The sequence below is a fragment of the Aerococcus sp. L_32 genome, from assembly GCF_050689315.1.
In genome coordinates this window covers 1-21,268 of sequence record NZ_JBOEQF010000019.1, presented here as the reverse complement: position 1 = coordinate 21,268, position 21,268 = coordinate 1, and the positions used below count along the sequence as shown (strand labels likewise).

18 protein-coding genes and 2 pseudogenes are annotated in these 21,268 nt (G+C 38.9%); 15 read left to right on the top strand and 5 right to left on the bottom strand.

Annotation, left to right across the window (positions count from 1 at the left end):
* Nucleotides 1–181: 181 nt before the first annotated feature.
* Nucleotides 182–1,666: a threonine synthase gene (thrC, locus tag ACRCJ0_RS02745; protein WP_431387504.1), complete on the top strand. Its 1,485-nt coding sequence runs from the start codon at nucleotides 182–184 to the stop codon at nucleotides 1,664–1,666.
* Nucleotides 1,667–1,690: 24 nt separating this feature from the next.
* Nucleotides 1,691–2,902, top strand: coding sequence for a bifunctional phosphopantothenoylcysteine decarboxylase/phosphopantothenate--cysteine ligase CoaBC (coaBC, locus tag ACRCJ0_RS02740; protein WP_431389422.1), 1,212 nt, complete (start codon nucleotides 1,691–1,693; stop codon nucleotides 2,900–2,902).
* A gap of 58 nt (nucleotides 2,903–2,960) precedes the next feature.
* On the opposite strand, the gene def is transcribed toward coaBC, so the two are convergent.
* The gene (def, locus tag ACRCJ0_RS02735) at nucleotides 2,961–3,533 is read right to left on the bottom strand and encodes a peptide deformylase (RefSeq protein WP_431389421.1); all 573 of its coding nucleotides are present in this window, start codon (nucleotides 3,531–3,533) and stop codon (nucleotides 2,961–2,963) included.
* Nucleotides 3,534–3,922: 389 nt separating this feature from the next.
* Between def and pdhA the strand changes: the two genes are divergently transcribed.
* From pdhA to lpdA, 4 genes are all read left to right on the top strand, one after another.
* Nucleotides 3,923–5,026: a pyruvate dehydrogenase (acetyl-transferring) E1 component subunit alpha gene (gene pdhA / locus ACRCJ0_RS02730; protein ID WP_419970936.1), complete on the top strand. Its 1,104-nt coding sequence runs from the start codon at nucleotides 3,923–3,925 to the stop codon at nucleotides 5,024–5,026.
* Between the two features lie 2 nt (nucleotides 5,027–5,028).
* Nucleotides 5,029–6,006 carry an alpha-ketoacid dehydrogenase subunit beta gene (locus ACRCJ0_RS02725; protein ID WP_059348587.1) on the top strand — a complete coding sequence of 326 codons (978 nt, stop codon included), beginning with the start codon at nucleotides 5,029–5,031 and terminating at the stop codon, nucleotides 6,004–6,006.
* A 106-nt stretch (nucleotides 6,007–6,112) separates the two neighbouring features.
* Nucleotides 6,113–7,744: a 2-oxo acid dehydrogenase subunit E2 gene (locus ACRCJ0_RS02720; protein ID WP_419970937.1), complete on the top strand. Its 1,632-nt coding sequence runs from the start codon at nucleotides 6,113–6,115 to the stop codon at nucleotides 7,742–7,744.
* Nucleotides 7,745–7,751: 7 nt separating this feature from the next.
* Nucleotides 7,752–9,164: a dihydrolipoyl dehydrogenase gene (lpdA, locus tag ACRCJ0_RS02715; protein ID WP_417894299.1), complete on the top strand. Its 1,413-nt coding sequence runs from the start codon at nucleotides 7,752–7,754 to the stop codon at nucleotides 9,162–9,164.
* A gap of 162 nt (nucleotides 9,165–9,326) precedes the next feature.
* Here the strand turns inward: lpdA and ACRCJ0_RS02710 are convergent, their stop codons facing one another.
* The 3 genes and pseudogenes from ACRCJ0_RS02710 to ACRCJ0_RS02700 form a co-directional block, all read right to left on the bottom strand.
* Nucleotides 9,327–9,953: an MATE family efflux transporter gene (locus tag ACRCJ0_RS02710; protein ID WP_431389425.1), complete on the bottom strand. Its 627-nt coding sequence runs from the start codon at nucleotides 9,951–9,953 to the stop codon at nucleotides 9,327–9,329.
* A 48-nt stretch (nucleotides 9,954–10,001) separates the two neighbouring features.
* A pseudogene (locus ACRCJ0_RS02705) lies at nucleotides 10,002–10,178 on the bottom strand (polysaccharide biosynthesis C-terminal domain-containing protein); the annotation flags it as partial.
* A gap of 15 nt (nucleotides 10,179–10,193) precedes the next feature.
* A pseudogene (locus tag ACRCJ0_RS02700) lies at nucleotides 10,194–10,649 on the bottom strand (MATE family efflux transporter).
* A 257-nt stretch (nucleotides 10,650–10,906) separates the two neighbouring features.
* On the opposite strand from ACRCJ0_RS02700, the gene ACRCJ0_RS02695 reads away from it, so the two are divergent.
* From ACRCJ0_RS02695 to ACRCJ0_RS02665, 7 genes are all read left to right on the top strand, one after another.
* On the top strand, nucleotides 10,907–11,767 hold the full coding sequence (locus ACRCJ0_RS02695) for a helix-turn-helix domain-containing protein (RefSeq protein ID WP_431389420.1): 861 nt from the start codon (nucleotides 10,907–10,909) through the stop codon (nucleotides 11,765–11,767).
* Between the two features lie 57 nt (nucleotides 11,768–11,824).
* Nucleotides 11,825–12,997 carry a Gfo/Idh/MocA family protein gene (locus ACRCJ0_RS02690; RefSeq protein ID WP_417894331.1) on the top strand — a complete coding sequence of 391 codons (1,173 nt, stop codon included), beginning with the start codon at nucleotides 11,825–11,827 and terminating at the stop codon, nucleotides 12,995–12,997.
* 20 nt (nucleotides 12,998–13,017) lie between these two features.
* Entirely contained in the window at nucleotides 13,018–14,028 is a 1,011-nt protein-coding gene (locus ACRCJ0_RS02685; RefSeq protein ID WP_197558168.1) for a Gfo/Idh/MocA family protein, read from the top strand.
* Nucleotides 14,021–14,875, top strand: coding sequence for a sugar phosphate isomerase/epimerase family protein (locus ACRCJ0_RS02680; protein WP_026466421.1), 855 nt, complete (start codon nucleotides 14,021–14,023; stop codon nucleotides 14,873–14,875). Before ACRCJ0_RS02685 ends, ACRCJ0_RS02680 begins: the two co-directional genes overlap by 8 nt.
* 58 nt (nucleotides 14,876–14,933) lie before the next feature.
* On the top strand, nucleotides 14,934–16,016 hold the full coding sequence (locus ACRCJ0_RS02675) for a Gfo/Idh/MocA family protein (protein WP_431389419.1): 1,083 nt from the start codon (nucleotides 14,934–14,936) through the stop codon (nucleotides 16,014–16,016).
* A 305-nt stretch (nucleotides 16,017–16,321) separates the two neighbouring features.
* Nucleotides 16,322–17,704 carry an MFS transporter gene (locus tag ACRCJ0_RS02670; RefSeq protein ID WP_431389418.1) on the top strand — a complete coding sequence of 461 codons (1,383 nt, stop codon included), beginning with the start codon at nucleotides 16,322–16,324 and terminating at the stop codon, nucleotides 17,702–17,704.
* Between the two features lie 92 nt (nucleotides 17,705–17,796).
* Nucleotides 17,797–18,660: an AraC family transcriptional regulator gene (locus ACRCJ0_RS02665; protein ID WP_431389417.1), complete on the top strand. Its 864-nt coding sequence runs from the start codon at nucleotides 17,797–17,799 to the stop codon at nucleotides 18,658–18,660.
* 61 nt (nucleotides 18,661–18,721) lie between these two features.
* Here ACRCJ0_RS02665 and ACRCJ0_RS02660 read toward each other — a convergent pair whose 3' ends face one another.
* Complete coding sequence (locus ACRCJ0_RS02660; RefSeq protein ID WP_431389415.1) at nucleotides 18,722–19,642, bottom strand: MetQ/NlpA family ABC transporter substrate-binding protein; 921 nt, start codon at nucleotides 19,640–19,642, stop codon at nucleotides 18,722–18,724.
* A 290-nt stretch (nucleotides 19,643–19,932) separates the two neighbouring features.
* Here ACRCJ0_RS02660 and ACRCJ0_RS02655 point away from each other — a divergent pair, with 290 nt between their 5' ends.
* Nucleotides 19,933–20,208, top strand: coding sequence for a UPF0223 family protein (locus ACRCJ0_RS02655; protein ID WP_026466417.1), 276 nt, complete (start codon nucleotides 19,933–19,935; stop codon nucleotides 20,206–20,208).
* 48 nt (nucleotides 20,209–20,256) lie between these two features.
* Nucleotides 20,257–21,036: an inositol monophosphatase family protein gene (locus tag ACRCJ0_RS02650; RefSeq protein WP_431389423.1), complete on the top strand. Its 780-nt coding sequence runs from the start codon at nucleotides 20,257–20,259 to the stop codon at nucleotides 21,034–21,036.
* The last annotated feature ends 232 nt before the right edge of the window (nucleotides 21,037–21,268 follow it).

Genomic DNA, 21,268 nt, shown 5'->3' with positions numbered 1-21,268 from the left:
ATAATAAAATCTATTTTAAGCTATAAACAGGCAGTAATTCATTTGAATTGTCTAATAAGAGAATTATGAGAAAAAGTAGCCCACACTGCCATAAAGGGACCTTCTGTGGTAAAATGAAGCAAATATAAAGAGTGACTGGTATGGATAAAAAGGGTAAAACGAGTCGCTTAGGAGGAATATGATGCAATTTAAAAGTACACGTAACCAGGATAATATCGTGACAGCTTCACAAGCCATTGTTCAAGGATTGGCAACTGATGGCGGGCTTTACGTCCCAACAGAATGGCCTAGCATTGACCTTGATTGGTCTGAATTAAAAGAGATGACCTACCAAGAATTGGCTTATTTTGTTATGTCTATCTTTTTTGATGACTTTTCAGAAGCAGATTTAAAAGCTTGTATTGATGGTGCTTACGATGAAAAATTCGATACGGATGTAATTGCGCCATTAGCAAAAGTTGGGGATGACTACTATTTAGAATTATTCCACGGTCCAACGATTGCCTTTAAAGACCTAGCGCTACAAATCTTACCGCATTTAATGAAAAAATCAGCAGAAATGAATGCCAACGACAAAGAGATTGCCATTTTGACAGCTACTTCAGGCGACACTGGTAAGGCAGCAATGGCTGGTTTTGCAGATGTTCCTGGTACTAAAATCATTGTTTTCTACCCGCAAGGTGGCGTTTCTACTATTCAAGAAAAACAAATGGTAACCCAAAAAGGGGACAATACCTTTGTGGTGGCGATTGAAGGGAACTTTGATGATGCGCAAACAGAAGTGAAACGCTTATTTAATGATGAAGCTTTACGCGCTGATTTAGCGGCAGAAAACATCCAATTCTCATCAGCGAACTCAATGAATATCGGGCGCTTAATTCCGCAAGTGGTGTACTACTTCTACGCATATGCCCAATTAGTGAAACATGAAGAACTTGAAGCGGGCAGTCCGGTTAACTTTGTGGTCCCAACAGGAAACTTCGGGGACATCTTGGCTGGTTTCTATGCACAAAAATTAGGTCTACCAGTTGGTAAATTGGTTTGTGCTTCTAATGATAACACTGTCTTATACGACTTCTTCAACACAGGCGTTTACGACAAAAACCGTGAGTTCAAGTTAACTATTTCACCGTCTATGGATATTTTGGTTTCAAGCAACTTCGAACGGATGTTATTCCACGCTTTAGGGGATGATGTAGCCCAATTATCTGCCTTAATGAATGACTTAGATGAAAAAGGGCGGTACGAATTCCCAGCTGACGTGGGCGAGAAATTTGCTGCTTTCCTTGGTGAATTCGCTGATGAAGCACAAACTAAAGCAGAAATTGATCGCGTATATCAAGAATATGATTACTTAATGGACCCACATACTGGGGTAGCTTCAGCAAGTTTACAAAAATTGAAAGCGAAAGATGCCTTAACTGGCCCAAGTGTTGTTGTATCAACCGCTAGCCCATACAAATTCCCGCAAGCTGTTTTAACAGCCATTGGACAAGATGTAGAAAATGCTTCTGATGATGAATTAGTGTCCAACATTAAAACTGCAGGTAATCGCGATTATCCAAATGCTATCAAGGAAATTCAAACAGCAGAAGTGCGTCACAACCGTGTATCTACAGTTGAAGATATGAAAGCGACTGTCGTAGGCATTTTAACGGGAGAATAAAGCGATAAGAAAGTGGAGGAGATCATGCTTAATGGATTAAATTTAACAGTCGTTGTCACAGGTGGCATTGCTGCGTATAAAGTACCCGATTTTGTCCGCACCCTCATTAAAGCAGGGGCCAATGTGCGCGTTGCTCTGACACCGTCTGCGAAACAATTTGTTACGCCATTTACCTTTGAAGTGCTCACCAAATATCCACCATTAGTAGAAGACATTCAAAGTCTAGACACAGTTGCCCATATCGCTTTAGCCGATTGGACTGACTATGCCATCGTTGTACCAGCAACCGCGAATACAATGGCAAAATTTGCCAACGGTATCGCTGACAATGAAGCACTATCCATGATGTTGGCGCTCAATTCGCCACTTTTATTTGTTCCAGCAATGAATGAGAAAATGTGGGCTAACCCAGCTACTCAACGCAATGTTGACCAACTTCGTTTAGACGGATACACGGTAGTTGAACCAGATACCGGTTTCTTAGCAGAGGGCTATGAAGGCAAGGGCCGGATGCCAGCGCCTGAAGCCATATTCCAATCCCTATTAGCCTTTATTGCGATTGGTAAACAAGCCAAGACACTTGATTTAACGGGACAGCGTCTACTTGTATCAGCAGGGGGAACTACAGAGAAATTGGATCCAGTTCGATTCTTGACCAATCGTTCTTCTGGGAAAATGGGATTGGCTATCGCCAATGTCGCTGCACTTGCTGGCGCCCAAGTAACTCTAGTGCGCACTGAACACGCTAAGAACCTACCCGTTTTACCTGGTATTGAAGTGGTAACTGTCGAGTCTGCTCAAGAACTATATGATAGGATGCATGCCCATGTTGCAGACAAGGATATTGTCATTATGTCTGCCGCTGTTTCTGACTACCGGTCAGCTAACCCAGCTGATCAAAAGATGAAGAAGGGCCAACTATCTAACCAAGATGGCCTGACAATTCAATTAACGGAGAATCCTGATATTTTAGCAAGCTTGCCTAAAGAAGGTCACTATACGGTTGGCTTTGCTGCGGAAACGCAAAATGTCATTGAATATGGCCGCAATAAGTTGGTTAAAAAAGAAGTCAACATGATTGTAGCCAATGATGTTTCAGACCAAACAATTGGTTTCAATGCAGATGACAACCAAGTGACTTTAATCACCAAAGATAGTGAGCGTACTTTAGAAAAGCAAAGTAAAATTGGTGTAGCAGTTGAATTGCTAGCATATATTCAAGATAATATTTCATAAAATAAAAAATGATGTCAGCGTAAAGTGCCGACATCATTTTTTATTTATATAGATAAATTTATTCATCACCTAACGGGTGTGTATGCTCATCAAGAGCGAATGGTGTTTCTTCACTGATATGGTCATAGAACATGATGCCGTTTAAATGGTCAATCTCATGTTGCAATACGATGGCTGGATAGCCAGAGAAACGTTTTTTGTAGGCATTACCATCGATATCATTGTAAGTCACAGTGATACGGGCATGGCGAGGGACATAACCAGGTACATCGCGGTCAACGGATAAACACCCTTCACCTTCGCGTAGACAAATACCTTCAACTGAGTGGCTGACAACGCGTGGATTTAGAAATACACCGTTTAATAATGGTTCTGCATTTTCTGGATCCATCAAATCGGGCACTAGTAATGCAGTCATTTGGATAGATACATCTAATTGCGGGGCAGCGAGTCCAACGCCACCACGTAAACCATATTTTTCAGCTAATTCTTCATCTTGGCTATTGCGTAAAAATTCCATCATATCATCAGCCAACTGACGAATTTCATCAGAAACTGGGAAAGTGATTTTTTCAGCTCTCTTACGTAGGGTAGGATGTCCTTCGCGAATAATGTCTTCCATAGTAATCATCTGAACAACTCCTTTTCTTCTATAATAACTGATATATTTTCTCATAAAAAGACCTTGAATGCAAAAATACGATACTATGTATACTAATTCACGAGATGAAACAGAAGCTAAACAGCGACTAGTACAGTTTAAAAACACCTTTAAAACAGTCGCTTTCCTTTGCTACTGGAAATGGCTTTAATATAGCAAATGATAAAGATTACTATAAAATTAACAATGGAAGGGTTTTCCAATTATGGTTTCTGTATTATAATAGATTCTGTTGCAAAAATTGCAAAAAGATTGAAAAGGCTCGCATGATTTGATAAAGTAAATCAGTAAGGTAAATAAAATAACACAGCTTAACGATAGTATGTGGAATTTTTATAAAAGAGAGGAATGTGTTACAAATGGCTAAATTACCAGTGGATTATGAAGCGCAGCTAGATGCCATCAGTGCTCAATTTCAAATGGTTCAAATTTTAGATGAAGATGGAAATGTTGTTAACCCTGACATCATGCCTGATTTATCAGATGAAGAATTAGTTGAGTTAATGAAACGTATGGTTTTCTCACGTACACTTCATGAACGCTCAATGGCATTAGCAAAACAAGGTCGTTTAGGTTTCTACGCACCTACTTTAGGTCAAGAAGCTTCTCAAATGGCAAGTTCTTATGCATTTACAAAAGATGACTGGTTGTTCCCAGGATATCGGGATATCCCTCAATTAATCGCTCACGGTTTAAAAATCTCTCAAGCATTCTTATGGTCTCGTGGGCATGTTGAAGGTAACAACTACCCAGCTGATCTAAATGCATTGCCACCACAAATTATCATCGGTGCGCAATATATTCAAGCGATGGGTTCTGCTCGTGCACAAAAATTAAATGGGGACAAAGCTGTAACATTTACATATACAGGTGACGGTGGTTCATCACAAGGTGACGTGTATGAAGGTATGAACTATGCCTCTCGTTACAAAGCGCCAGTCGTATTCTTTATCCAAAACAACGGTTTTGCGATTTCAACACCACGTTACAAACAGACAGCTGCTGAAACTTTAGCACAAAAAGCTGTATCTGTAGGTATCCCAGGTATTCAAGTAGATGGTAACGATGCTTTAGCAGTTTACGCTGTATCTAAACAAGCACGTGAGTGGGCATTAGATGGTAACGGTCCTGTTTTAATTGAAACAGTTACAAACCGTTTAGGCGCTCATTCTACTTCAGGTGATGATCCTAAGATCTACCGTACCCAAGAAGACATGGACAGCTGGACTAAACGTGAACCATTAATCCGTATGCGTGCATTCTTAGAAGGTAAAGGTCTATGGTCTGAAGAAATCGAAAATGAATATGTAGAACAAGTTCGTGAAGAAATCAAAGAAGCTGCGAAAGAAGCTGACATGGCACCTAAACAAACAGTTACTCAATTCTTAGAAAACATGTTCGAAGTGCCTGGACAAAACATTCAAGAACAAATTGAAGCATATTCAGCAAAGGAGGCTAAATAATTATGGCTAACTTAACAATGATCGAAGCGATCACTGAAGCACTAGACCAAGAAATGGCTCGCGATGAAAAAGTATATATTTTCGGTGAAGACGTTGGTAAAAATGGTGGGGTTTTCCGTGCGACTAAAGGTTTATTCGACAAATATGGCGAAGAACGTTTAAGCGATACACCATTATCTGAATCAGCTATCGGTGGTATGGCAATTGGTATGGCATTACACGGCTTCCGTCCAGTAATGGAAATCCAATTCTTTGGTTTCGTATTTGAAGTATTTGACTCAATTGCTGGTCAAATGAACCGTACACGTTTCCGTATGGGCCAAACTCGTAACTTACCTATCACTATCCGTTCACCATTTGGTGGTGGTGTGCATACACCAGAAATGCACGCGGATTCATTAGAAGGTTTAATGGCACAGACACCTGGATTGAAAGTTGTTATTCCATCAAACCCACGTGATGCAAAAGGTTTATTAACAGCTGCTATTCGTGATAACGACCCAGTATTATTCTTAGAACATATGAAACTTTACCGTTCATTCCGTGAAGAAGTTCCTGAAGAACAATATGAGTTAGAAATCGGTAAAGCTAACCTAGTTCAAGAAGGTTCTGATGTAACAATCATTGCTTATGGCTACATGGTTCGTGAAGCAATCAAAGCGGCTGAAGAATTAGGTAAAAATGGCGTTTCTGCTGAAATCGTTGACTTACGTACAGTTTCTCCATTAGATATGGAAACTATTACAAAATCAGTTGAAAAAACTGGTCGCGTAGTAATCGTACAAGAAGCACAACGTCAAGCAGGTGTTGCTGATAAAGTGGCTTCAGAAATTTCTCAACGTAGCATTTTATCTCTAGAAGAACCTATTAAAGTTGTAGCTGCGCCAGATACAGTCTTCCCATTCGGTATGGCTGAAAATGCTTGGTTGCCGAATGCAACTGATATTGTTGCAGCTGCTAACGAAATTACAGGTAAATAATTTATTAAATTAATTGGTAAAGAGTAAGAGTTATCTTACTCTTTGCCCCTTTATTACTTGTTTAGATAAAACTTTAAGCTCAAATTAGAAGGGATGAATAACAAATATGGCCTTTGTATTTAATTTACCAGATGTCGGCGAAGGTATGGCGGAAGGCGAAATCGTTTCATGGCTAGTAGCTGTAGGCGATCAAGTAAACGAAGAAGATCCAATCGTTGAAATCCAAAACGATAAATCAGTAGAAGAAATTTATTCACCAGTTTCAGGTAAAGTTACTGAATTACATTACGGTGAAGGTGATGTTGCCATTGTTGGTACACCATTAATCACTTTTGAAGGTGAAGGATTAGAAGACAATGCTGCATCAGCAGCGCCAGCAGCAGAAGCTGCAGCACCTGCAGAGGAAGCTCCAGCTGCACCTGCAACAGGTGGTGGTGTATACCAATTCACATTACCAGACGTAGGTGAAGGTATGGCTGAAGGTGAAATCGTTTCTTGGTTAGTTGCTGAAGGCGACGAAGTCAATGAAGAAGATTCATTAGTAGAAATCCAAAACGATAAATCGGTTGAAGAAGTTGCATCTCCTGTAACAGGTAAGATTGTACGTATCTTAGTTGAAGCTGGAACAGTTGCAAACGTTGGTGACGTATTAGCTGAAATTGATGCTCCAGGTCACAACTCAGAAGCATCTGCACCAACTTCTACACCAGAATCGCCTGCACAAGAAGCAAAAGCAGGAGATCCAGCAGCAGCTGTATCTACAAACGCATCAGCAGGTAACGTACCAGTGGCATCAGACCCTAATAAACGTGTATTGGCAATGCCATCTGTACGTCAATTTGCTCGCGAGCAAGGTGTTGATATTACAGCAGTTGCAGGTACTGGTAAAAACGGTCGTGTGTTACGTGAAGACGTTGCGAACTTCAATGGTTCACAAGCTGCAGCAGCACCAGCTACTGAGACTGCACAAGCAACAGAAACAGCTGCAGACAAACCAGCTAAGAAAGCGCCAGCAGCAGTTGCTGATAATTCAGACCGCGTAGAACGTATCAAGATGACGCCAATGCGTAAAGCAATCGCTAAAGCAATGGATACTGCTAACCATACAGCACCATCTGTTACATTATTCAAAGATGTTGAAGTTTCTAAATTATGGGATCACCGTAAGAAGTTCAAGAACGTTGCAGCTGAACGCGGTACTAAATTGACATTCTTACCATATGCAGTTAAAGCATTAATTGCCGCAGTTAAGAAATACCCTCAATTAAACGCGTCAATTGACGATGCAAGCCAAGAGTTTGTACATAAACATTACTACAACATTGGTATCGCAACAGATACAGATGCTGGTTTATATGTACCAAACATCAAGAATGCAGATACTCGTTCAATGTTTGATATCGCTGATATCATCAACGAAAATGCTGCTAAAGCACATGCTGGCGAACTTAAAGGACCAGATATGGCTGACGGTACAGTTTCTATCTCTAACATCGGTTCTGTTGGTGGGGAATTCTTCACACCAATCTTAAACTACCCTGAAACAGCAATCTTAGGTTTCGGTGCAATTAAACCTGAACCAGTAGTAAATGCTGACGGTGAAGTTGTTGCCGGTCGTGTATTGAAGTTATCATTAACATTTGACCACCGTATCGTTGATGGTGCAACTGGTCAACAAGCGCTTAATGAAATTGCTCGTTTAATGGCTGACCCTGAATTATTATTAATGGAAGGATGATTTTAGAATGGTAGTAGGCGCATTCGCAATTGAATTAGATACAGTTGTAGTTGGTTCTGGACCTGGTGGCTATGTAGCTGCCATCCGTGCCGCACAATTGGGCCAAAAAGTAGCTATCGTTGAACGTGAGTTCATCGGTGGTGTCTGCTTAAACGTTGGATGTATTCCATCTAAAGCCTTGATCCAAGCTGGTCATGCTTACCATAATGCTAAAGGCGGCGACGCTGTCTTTGGTGTAACTTCTGGTGACGTTAAGTTAGACTTCGCAAAAACACAAGACTGGAAGAATAATACTGTAGTAAATACATTAACTTCTGGTGTTGAAATGTTACTTAAAAAGAATAAAGTTGAAATTATCCGTGGTGAAGCATACTTCAACAACGAAAATGAATTTACTGTAATGGGTGCAGATGACTCTCATCAATTATACTCATTCAACAATGCTATTGTTGCAACTGGTTCAACACCAATTGAAATCCCTGGATTCAAATTTGGTGGCCGCGTAGTAGATTCAACTGGTGCTTTAAACTTTGAAGAAGTACCTGAAAGCTTAGTTGTTATCGGTGGTGGAGTTATCGGTTCTGAATTAGGTATGGCATACGCTAACCTAGGTTCTAAGGTAACAATCTTAGAAGGTTCTCCTCAATTATTACCAACATTTGAAAAAGATATGGTAAAAGTTGTAGAAAAAGAAATGAAGAACATTGGTATCGAAACAACAGTTAATGCTATGGCTAAAGAAGCTGTAGACAACGGTGATTCAGTAACAGTTAAATACGAAGTTAAAGGTGAAGCAAAAGAAATCACTGCTGACTATGTATTAGTATCTGTTGGTCGTCGTGCGAATACAGCAGACTTAGGTTTAGAAGCTGTAGGTGTTGAATTAACTGAACGTGGTTTAGTAAAAGTTGACAACCAAGGTCGTACTTCAGTGAAAAACTTCTTTGCAATCGGTGATATCACACCTGGTGCTGCCTTAGCACATAAAGCATCTTACGAAGGTAAGATTGCAGCAGAAGCTATCTCTGGTAAACCAGCAGCTATTGACTACAAAGTAATGCCATCTGTAGCTTACACTACACCTGAATTAGCATCTTACGGTTTAACTGAAAAAGAAGCTAAAGATCAAGGTTTAGATGTAAAATCTGTGAAATTCCCATTAGCAGGTAATGGGCGTGCATTATCATTAAATGCTGGTCAAGGTTTCATTCGTTTAGTAGCTACTAAAGAAGATGATGTGTTAGTTGGTGCACAAATGGTTGGTATCTCAGCATCAGACGTTATGGCTGAAGTTGGTTTAGCAATCGAAGCAGGCATGAACGCAGAAGACATCGCTTTAACGATTCATGGTCACCCTACATTATCAGAAGCTGTAATGGATGCAGCTGAAGGATTATTGGGAATGCCAATTCATATGTAATCTATTTTAACGAGTCACAATTTGAATATTCAGACGAGAAAACCCCGTGTAAGTTTAACTTATACGGGGTTATTTTTTGCCTTTATACCAAATGAATTTTATGAGTTACGTTTAAAAAAGGTGCTAGCATCTTACAGCTAGCACCTTTTTACATAGATAATCTTATAATGTTTGCATAAGTTCTTTCTGTATTTTTCCGTAGCAATAAAATTGATATACTAGCATAATTGTCCAACCAATTGTAGAAGCAAAGGCAACGCCTGAAACACCAAGATGGGGAACTAAAAGATAAACAAAAATGACTCTAAAAGAAATTTGAATAATGGTTGAAATAAGGGTTAACCGCATTTTTCCTACACCTCTAAAATACCCCTGTAATCCATTAGTAAAGGCAGGCCATAAATAGAAGAAGGCCATCAAACTCAAATATTGTGCGCCCATGTTAATCAGGTTTTGTTGAGATGCGGATACAAAGAGGGCCATGATTGGTCGTCTAAAACATAAAATAAAAATGCATAACAAAAGCCAATATATCGAGGCTAATAATAGACCAGATTTGAACCCCTTGTTCAACCGGTCTTTTCGTTTAGCCCCACGGTTTTGAGCGACAAATACGGTTATCCCAGAAGCGATACTTTGCTCAGGTGTAAAGGCGAAGTCGTCAATTTTTGAGACAGCATTAAAAACTGCCATGACGTCTACACCAAGGGCATTCATTTTCCCCTGGATTAAGAGTTTACCTATTGGTTGTGCTGCTTGTTGTAAAGCAGTTACTGACCCATAATTCATGGTCTCTTTCAGTAAATCTTTATCAATTCGCCATTCATCACGATATACTTGTAGAATTGGAATCTTCCAATAGACATAAATTAGACATAATAGGGCCGATAAAGCTTCAGCGAGCACTGTTGAAAGGGCAACCCCAAAAATCCCCATACCCATAATTGGTACAAAGACAAAGTCTAGTACGGCATTTAGCAAGGAAGCAAAGGTGACAAAATATAAAGGGGTTTTTGAATCACCAACACTTCATAAGGCTTGTGCTAAGGCGTTATAGAGAAAGGTAAAAGGAAAGCCAATCAACATCAATCGTAAATATAAACTGGCATCTGCCATAATGGTTTGAGGTACTTGCAATATTTGAAGAAAACTAGGTGTAAGTACTAGCCCAAAAGCTAATACAAATGCGGATAATATAGCGCCAAATATAAGGATAGTAGCCATTTAGCGTTTGAGTTTATCATAAGCTCTGGCACCAAAAAACTCACTCATCAGGACTGAAGCACCGATACAAATCCCTGAAATAGATAGTACAATAATCGTCATGATAGGGGCTGAAGTGCCAACTGCTGCAAGGGCGTTTTTACCAACAAAACGTCCGACAATGATTGAATCTAAAGCATTATAAGAGAGTTGAATCATATTTCCTAACAACATTGGAATAGAAAATTTGAGTAAGTGTCCGTGAATATTACCTTGGGTCATATCTGAAGTAATAATGACTACCTTCTTTCTAATGATTATATAAAACTGCCATTATAGTATATCACGATATAGGTAAAAGCGTGTTTGTCGGTTGGGAAAATAACTTAAAGGGCGTACATTGTAATCTTGCAAAATTTGTGTTTAAATAGACTTGAAAGCAGTTTCAGTCAATTGATTGGTCAATTCAAGCATATCCATACAATGAATAAAAACGCTTTCTTTTATATAATAAGGCTATGAAGTGAAGGAGTGCACAAATGACAGTAGGAATCGGTTATGAAATTCAGGAAGGGAGAAACCAACTGACCTTCCACACACATTCTACATTTGAATTGTATATGCTGTTGGAAGGAGAATGTACCTTCCAAATCGGTGATCAATTTTTAGAGTTGCAACCGGATGACATTGTACTGATAGATGGGAAGATGCTTCACAAAGCCTTTGTTGGCGAGGAAAATGGGCCATATAAGCGGACAGTTGTTCATTTCGATAGAGAAGATATTGAACCTGTTTTAACTAGCCTAAATCAAGAAGCTATCCTAGATATATTTTCCAAAGAGCAAGGCTATATGTATCGATTGAAAAGTGTGGCAGACAGGCAACGGATTAAAGGCTACTTAGCTGACCTGGACCGAATTTCAAAACGAGATGACCAAACTTTTGTGCAAAGCCAATCACTTTTACTTTTGACTCAAATACTGATGGAAATTGACTCTAGCAATCTTGAAACAGCTAAGGTTGAAAGCCAAAGGGATATTAAAATCACCCATGCTGAATCAGTTGCTCGGTATATGACCTTACATTTTAAAGAAAAGATTGATATTGCGACGATCGCTAAGGAAACCAATCTTAGTCCGTCCTATCTATCACATGTTTTTAAAGAAGTCACAGGTATGACGGTGATGACATTTTTGATGTCCTATCGTTTATCGCAAGCCATGTTTTCATTACGCTTGCGTACGGACCTACAGATTAATGAAATTGCCAAAGATGCTGGCTTTGAATCAAATGCCCATTTTTCACGCTTTTTCAAGAAGCATGTAGGAAAGACCCCTGTTCAGTATCGTAAGTCATTTCAGACTTCTCATGTATCGAGTCAAATGGATCAATACTTATAATGTTCAATATAAATGTAAACGCTACCTTTTTGAAAGGGGCAAAGGAGGATAATTTTCATGGCAACAGAAAATAAAGTACGTTTTGGTATTATCGGTTTTGGTAATCAGGGATCTATGTATGCGAAATTCATTACAGATGGCATGGTGCCAAGTATGGAGTTCGTCGCCTTAGCAGATATCGACCCTGCAAAGCGTGAAAAAGTAGCTGAATTATATCCAAATGTGCAATTGTTTGATGACTATCAAGCGATGATTGACTCTGGACAAGTAGATGCAGTTGTAACAACTGTACCTCACTTCTTGCACCCTGAAATGGCAACTTATGCCTTATCTAAAGGTATCCATGTATTAAACGAAAAACCTGCTGGTGTCTACACCAAGCATGTAAAAGAATTAAATGAATATGCTAAAACAGTGGATGCAACTTATGCGATTATGTTTAACCAACGTAACAATCCGCTATATCAAAAATTAAAAACAATTCTAGATAATCAAGAAATTGGTGATATCCGTCGTGTTAACTGGATCATTACGACTTGGTGGCGTCCACAAGCATACTATAACCAATCTGAATGGCGTGCTACATGGGGCGGTGAAGGTGGTGGTGTCCTAGTAAACCAAGCACCACATCAACTTGACTTAATCCAATGGTTAACAGGCGTGCCAGAAAATGTGACTTCTCGTGTGCAATACGGTTACCAACGTGATATTGCTGTTGAGGACCAAGTGCATGCAATTTTCGAATATGAAAACGGTGCCACTGGTGTATTTGTCACATCTACAAATGAAATTATCGGTTCAGACCGATTAGAAATTGTTGGTGATAAAGGGATGATTGTGGTTGATAAATCAGCTACAGCAACAGTTTACCGGTTGAAAGAGTCAGAAACAGATATTAATAAAAATATGGATGTTGATGGTGTAGTCAAATTAATGACTGGTCAATTACCATTTGAAGAATTATATGATGTGGAAGTCATTGAAGAAGAAAATGTTTGGGGTCAACAACATTCAGGTGTTCTTGAAAACTTCGCACAACATATCTTAAATGGCACACCTTTAATTGCAGATGGTCAAGAAGGCATCAATGGGGTACGTTTAGCTAACGCTATCCATTTATCAAGCTGGACGGGTGAAAAAGTATCCTTACCAGAATTTGATGATGACCAATACTTAGCATTACTAAATGAACGAATTGCTGAAGAAGGCAAATTCGATACCCGTTCATAAGATAGAAGGGACTGTATTTCATGTTAAGAGTAGCTGTAATAGGGTTGGGGACGGTATCTATCGTCCACTTACGCGGAATTATCCAATCAGAAATGGCTGAATTAGTAGCGGTTTGTGATATTGATCCTAGTAAGTCAACCATCACGGGAGATACCCCTTTTTATACGGATTATCAAGAGATGTTGGACCAAGAAGAACTGGATGTCGTGCATGTCTGCTTACCGCATTACTTACACGATACGGTGACCTTAGAAGTAGCGAAAAGGGGCATCCATGTCCTATGTGAGAAACCCGTAACAGTGAATCTTGAACGATCACAGGCCTTAGTAGATAACTTGGCGGAATTAAATAATGGTGCCAAGGTGGCTATTTGCTTTCAAAACCGGTTAAATGCCTCAGTTATCGAATTAAAACGTATCCTTCAAGAGGAGGATACGACTGGGGTTGTAGCGGTTAAAGGTTTGGTTGCTTGGTACCGGGGCGAAGAATACTATGAAGAGAAACCTTGGCGAGGAACGATTGAACAAGCTGGATCAGGGACAATTATCAACCAGTCAATTCATACCCTAGATCTGCTCCATTATGTCATCGACGACCAATGGGTAGATGTACGGGCTTCAGTTCATAATATTTTAGATTATGACATTGAAGTAGAAGATTCAGCCAGTGCCAATTTTACCTTTGAAAAAGGGGCACACGGACTTTTCTACGCGACCAATGCCTACTACGGTAACGACTCAGTTGAGTTGCAGGTTGTGACCAATAAGACGCGCTATACCATAAAGGACAATAAGTTGTTTAATGATGAATGGCAATGTCTTGCAGAAGACGCGAAGTTGCCCGATTCAAAAATCTACTATGGTCCAGGCCATCAAGATTGTATGGAACAGTTCTATAAAGCGATTAACGAAAATACAAACGATTATTGTTCAGTAGCAGATGCATTGCCAACCATGCAAATGATTGATGCTATGAAATGTTCAAGCAAAGAAAATAAACGAATTTATAAGGAGGCCTTTTTAAATGGTTAAATTAGGTGTACAAGGGATGACAGTTAAAGATGCATTCAACGAAGATGCATATGACACAATGAAACGTCTGGCAGAAATTGGCTATAAATCAGTAGAAATTTCACAAATTGAAACCAGTCCAGAAAATATCCAAGCGTTGGTCAAAGCTTGTCAAGACTTTGATATGGAAATTGCTTCTATGTCCGCTTCATTAGAACCACAAACAGAGGGTGCAGAAAGTTTAACAACTGACTATGATAAGATTGTCGCTGACTGTAAGGCAGTAGATGCTGACTTATTACGTATTGGTATGTTGCCATTAAACTACATGTCATCACTAGAAAAAGTGAAAGAATTCAGCGCAAAAGCGAATGAATATGCCAAACGTTTGAAAGCGGACGGTATCAAATTGTACTACCACAACCACCATATTGAATTCGTGAAATACGATGGTAAATACTTATTAGATATCATTGCTGAAGAAGCGCCAGATTTAGGTTTTGAACTGGATATCCACTGGGTACAACGTGGTGGTGCTAACCCAGTCGACATTCTAAACCAATACAAAGGCCGTGTAGACTTAGTCCACTTAAAAGACTACCGTGTAAACCCAATCCCAGAATCAGCAATCGAAGGCTTATTCAAAGGTGAAATGGATGAATTCGGTAAATACTTCTACAACAACGTAGAATTTGCTGAACTAGGCCAAGGGTCATTAGACTTACCAACGATCATTCAAACAGCAATTGATGCCGGCGCTCGTTACTTATTAGTTGAGCAAGACGATACTTACGGCCGCGACCCATTTGATTCATTAGCTGATTCCTATAAATGGTTGGTGGACAACAACTATAACGACTTATTCTAATACTTGGAAAAATGCTTAACAAACTTCAAGCAAACAAACATTTTAAGGAGTGAGCAATTTGGTAAATAAAGACGGTATGAATTATGCACCGAAAGGCAAAGTGAATTTAGTTGTCGAACCCGGTGAATTTAATGTGGGGGTAACTGCTTTAGACCACGGTCACATCAATGGTATGTCAAACGGTTTAATCGAAGCCGGTGCCACTATCAAATACGTATATGATCCTAATCCAGAAAAAGTAGCTGCTTATGTCGAACAATTCCCTGATGTTGAAGTTGCTGAGTCTCTAGACCAAATTCTAGCTGATGAATCAATTCATATGGTCGCTGCTGCGGCAGTACCTAACTTACGTTCAGCACTAGGAAATAAAGTAATGAAAGCTGGTAAAGATTACTTTACAGATAAAACAGGTTTCACTACTTTAGCACAATTAGAAGAAACGAAAAAAGTTGTGGCTGAAACTGGTCGTCGCTACTTCGTATACTTCTCAGAACGTATTCACGTTGAAGCAGCCATTTTAGCTGGTCAATTAATTGAAGAAGGTAAAATCGGTCGTGTTATTCAAGTGACAGGTTTTGGACCACACCGTTTAGATAAGGAAATTCGTCCAGATTGGTTCTTTAATAAAGAACAATACGGTGGGATTTTAGCGGATATTGGCTCACACCAAATCGAACAATTCCTATACTATACGGGGAATACTGATGCCAGAGTTGTTGCTTCAAAAGTAGCTAATTACAATAACTCAGACAAACCTGAGTTAGAGGATTACGGTGATGCAACCTTAATTGGTGATAATGGCGCAACATTCTTCTTTAAAGTCGATTGGTTTACGCCAGATGGTTTAGGTACATGGGGTGATGGTCGTACCTTTATCACAGGTACTGAAGGAACAATTGAACTGCGTAAATATATTGACGTTGCTGAGTCAGACGAAAAAGACCATGTTTTCTTAGTCAATAACGATGGGGAAGCGCATTACCAAGTAACTGGTCAAATAGGCTTCCCATTCTTTGGACAAATCATCTTAGATTCACTAAATGGTACAGAAACGGCGATGACACAAGATCACATTTTTAAAGCGCAAGAACTTTGCTTATTAACCCAAGAACAAGCAGAAGTTATTGAAGTAGAAAAATAAGACGCATTTTAAAGGGAGCTGTGAAGGCAATTTCATAGCTCCCTTTACATGTGTCGTCTTTTTTTAGAAAAATGTATAAAGCATTTCTAGACAAGTATTTCATTTAAAAAACAAGTAGAGTTAAGAATGAAAGCGCTTTTTAGGTATAATGTGGTTAATGACACTAGTCATTTCTATCAGCACGCATATTTTAGTTATAGCAATTTCAATCAATTGGTGATGAGAAGAGGAGTAGGTAAAAGGCGCAAGCACAAAAATCTAGTATAATTTTTGATGAAAGTAAACGGGCCTTTAGTGGTCGAGATTTGTTTGGGTATTTCTGCGGTGATTTTGGTTGTAATATGAGTATCGCCCTCATAACCAACTATATGTTTCTTTATTACACACAATATTTAGGGATTAAACTAACACATTTTTCAATGCTAATATTAGTAGCTAAAATTATCGATGCGATCAATGACCCAATTGTAGGGGCTTTTATTGACTGTAGTGATCAGCGTGGGGTGAAACGTGAAAAATTTAAGCCTTGGATCATGTGGTTTGCGCCTATTTTAGCCATTACAGCCTGTATTATGTTTATAGATTCGTCAGCCTGGTCATATACAAGTAAACTATTAATGGCTTCATTTGGTTATTTGGCATGGGACTTAATGTATACCGTAGTGAATGTACCTTATGGATCATTAGCTTCAGCAATCACGCCTAATTCTGTACAGCGATCACAATTATCTACCGCTCGTTCATATGGGCAATATATTGCACAAATTCCCATTCAAGTACTGATTCCTTTATTGATTTACACCACAGTTACCCAAAATAATAGTGAGGTATCAATCTTCTTAGGGGAAAGAATGTTTCCTATTGCGATTGGACTGGGTGTTTTATCGCTAGTTGCCTTCTTCTTACTTTTACGCAATACCGAAGAACGGTTAGTCCATGTAGGACAAGAGCTGGATGGTGAGTCAGCTAAGGAATCCTATGATTTAGTCGCAACGATTAAAGGCTTCGTGACAAATAGAGCCATGCTAGGGATTGCATTAGCTTCACTTTTCCAAGTATTATTTATTCATACAGCACCTCAGTTGTATCAGTTAAACTACCAGCTTTACTACAATGACGGTCGGATGAATTCATGGACAATTATTTCAACCTTGATTCCTTTGTTCTTTGGTTCATCATTTGGTCAGATTTTATTGAAAAAATACGGGACTAAAGGGGTATCTGCTAAACCAGCTTTAATTGCAGCAATTATTTTTGCAGTGTATGCCTTCTTACCGATGCCAACGAATATGCCATGGTTATTCTTAGCCATTCAAATTATTGCCAATACCTTTGGATTTGGGATGACGGTATATGTGTGGGCCATGGTAGGAGATGCTATTGATTATCAAGAGTGGGAAACAGGCGACCGGAATGAAGGTTCAGTATATGCCATGTATTCAATGATCCGAAAAATTGGTCAAGGGCTAGGTCAAGCAGCTGTTCCACTAATTATCGCTTTGGCAATTCCTGGGTTGAACTTATCTGTATCGGCTACTTGGTTACCAGAATACGCTAATGGTATTAAAGTGTTATCAGGTGTCTTCCCAGCAGTTGGCTGGTTAGGTATTTTCATCGCCTTAAATTATATCTATAACCTGTCCCCAGATAAGTTAGAAAAAATTCAAAAAGACTTAAACCGTCAGTAAAGTCTTAAAAGTGGCAAGAGATAACTGTTAAAACTTTGTTATAGGCAAATATTTGAAACGAATCCCAAGAGATTTCAATAGGGAGGTTAGGCATGGAATTTACCTTAAATTACGAAGCAACTTCTAGTGGGGACCATTTGGTTTATCATACCCACCAGCAATACGAAATTTATATATTTTTGGAAGGAAAATGTACCTTTCAAATTGAAAACCTATTTTACGAATTGCAAGCAGGCGATATTCTCCTAATTGACGGTAAGCAAATTCATAAAGCTTTTGTTGACGGTAATTATCATACCTATAAGCGGACGGTAATTGAATTTACAGAAGATTATATTGCGCCAGTAATAGAGACTTTAAAAATTAACCATATCTTTAAATTATTTGAAGCTAAACAAGGCCACTTGTTTAGAATTAAAGATGCGGAAACAAGACAAAAGATAAACCAACTAATTGCAGAGATGCATGACCTGATATCAGATAAAAAAGCGCGGTATATCGATGAACAATTGAAGCTTTTACTAGCGCAAGTCTTAATGAGGATTGATGCCAAGGTGCATACCCATTTACCAAATCATATTTATTCTAATGAGAAAATATTGATAGTAGAAGAAATTTACCGTTGTATTGCTGTTCGTTATGCAGAAGACTTGTCTTTGGATGATATTGCGGAAGATTTGAATTTATCTAAATCCTATTTGTCGCATTTATTTAAAGAAATAACTGGAACGACCATTATGAATTTCTTGATGGGTTATCGCCTAACCCAAGCACAATATTCCCTAAAAGTTCGGACAGACTTGAATATAAGTCAGATTGCTGAACTAACAGGTTTTGAAAGTAATGCGCATTTTTCAAGATTCTTTAAGAAACATTTAGGGTTATCACCTTCAGACTATCGGAAATTACAAATTGAATATAGCCAGAAATTTTCGCAGGACCGCACAATGTATTAGAAAAACGGCGCTATGACTCAAAAAATCATAGCGCCGTTTTTATGCGTATATATGTTTAAGATTAGTTTTCAGCTAATTCTTTTTCATAGTCTGCTTGTGGGTTATCTTCAGCTGTCCAAATTGGAATAGATGAACCACCTGAGATTTCTTCGATTTTAGTTTTCGTTTCATCTGATTGATAAGCAGCTACAATAGCTTGAATGTCAGGATTGTCTAGCTTATCTTTTGTGGTTGCAATGATATTTTTCTTCACCGGATCAATATTTGAAGCATCATCAGTATCGGTATAAATAGCATCTTCTGGATCTAAGCCAGCATCCATCAACATATCGCCACCGATTGTAATTAAATCAGCATCCCCAAGTGAGCGGGCAATTTGAGCCGGATCCATTTCGATAATATTGATATTTTTAGTATTTTCAACAACATCTGCTTTAGTGGGTGCAAAACCAGCTTCCTCATCTAGTTTAATTAAACCAATATCTTGTAGTCCTAAGAAAGCACGTTCAGCATTAGTAGCAGAGTTAGATACCGCAACGGTTACACCATCAGGAATAGATTCGACGTCAGTAATTTCAGGAACTGCAAAAATACACATCGGTGACACAATTGTATAAGCAATCGGCGTAATTTGTGAGTCACCAAGGTCCTTAGCGTAAGCACTTAAGAATGAAATGTGTTGGAAGGCATTTAAGTCTAATTCCCCATCTTCTAAAGCGCGATTAGGTTGTGAGTATTCAGAGAAGGTCACTACTTCCAGGTCAATACCTTGATCCTCTAATCTAGTTGCAACGTCTTCCCAAATTTCAGCTGTAACATCCCCAACAACTCCCACAGAATATGACCGTGTTTCGTCGGTATCTGCTTGGCCTGCTGATTCATTATCACTACTACCATTACCACAAGCAGCAAATATTAACGCACTAGCAAAGGCTAGGACTAATTTTAAAGTTTTTCTAATATCCGATATACTTCTCCCCATTCATAACATAATAATTTTATTTTAAATGAGGCCAAAAAGATAAGCAATGGCATTTCAAATGTTAGAGATTTTGCAATATAGGTTAGCGATAGCAAGTGATCATATGAAAGGGAATAGACATTCATGATAGTGTTCTTGCTTTCTTAAATTGAATGCTATTGGAATAAGTTGCCTAAATAATAGGGTACTTGCATGAAAGTGCAATGAGAACTTGAAAAACTGAGGGCTAAGTTATCTCTTTTACATATTTTCCGCTATAATAAATATGAAAACGAAAGCGGAGGAATACGATGTCTAACAATTATCAATATCCTATCGATTTAGATTGGACAAGTGAAGAAATGGCGATTGTGGTAAAAATGTGGAATGGCTTGGAACAAGCTTATGAATCAAGCATCAACCGTGAAGAATTGTTGAATAGATATAAGGCCTTTAAGCAAGTTGTGCCAAGCAAAATGGAAGAAAAGCAATTAGGCAATAGCTTTGAAAAGATTTCTGGCTACCAACTTTATGGCACGATCAAAAAAGCGAGAAATTCAGAAACAAAAACTATTTCAATGCCCTAAGGGACAAATGGTTAAGTGTTGTAGGTAAAGTAGGAGGCATGTAAATTGATGTTAGAAGCGCGGGCAGCATTGGTGAGAGAGTGGATTGAAGAAGCAACAGCTTACATTCATGACCAATTAGATGGTGACATCGAAATCCAGAGTAAATCAAACCGAAAAGATTTGGTTACCAATGTAGATAAGGAAGTCGAATTATTATTTAGACAGAAGATTGCAGAAAACTTTCCAGAAGACCGTTATATCGGTGAGGAGAAAATGGGGGACACACCATCCAATCTGGCTGGCGGTGTGTGGATTGTAGACCCAATTGACGGGACTGCGAATTTTGTCTTACAGCAAAATCACTTTGCTATCATGGTTGCATACTATGAAGATGGACTGGGTAAGTTAGGTGTTGTTTATGATGTGGTGCAAGATGATTACTTTGAAGCCATCGCTGGCCAAGGGATTAAACGAAATGGCCGTGTTTTTAAACCAAGTTATACTGATAAAACCCTGCATGATTCCTTGATCGCGGTCAATGGGGGTATGGTCATGACTGACGCTTATAAAGTACAAGAACTAGTCAAAGAATCTATGGGTCTTCGCATTTATGGGTCAGCGGGCATTGAAATCATCGCCTTGTTGAAGGGTGAAATTGCCGCTTACGTATCACCAAGGCTGCAACCCTGGGACATTGCTGCCGGCCAAGTCTTGGCAAACGAAGTGGGCATTCAAGTGTCGCAATTTACTGGCGAACCGGTTGATTTATTAAACCAAAATCGGGTATTAGCAGCCTACCCGTCAGCATACCGACGAATGATTAAAAATTTGAAGGGTTCAAGATAAGCAAGCATTGTACTTTTCATATCAAGAGGAGCTTGAACTTCGTGATTTATTTGGTCGACATAATCGAAAAAACTAGTAATTTCAATTAATAAGTGATACGATATTATGGCGGTTTTATTACGAGAAACTTTGTTAAAGTTTATAACTATGGGTTTTACGGTAAAACGGTTTCATAAACTTGACAAATAATTGATACAAAATTTGTATTAATTATATAAATGGAGGAATTTTA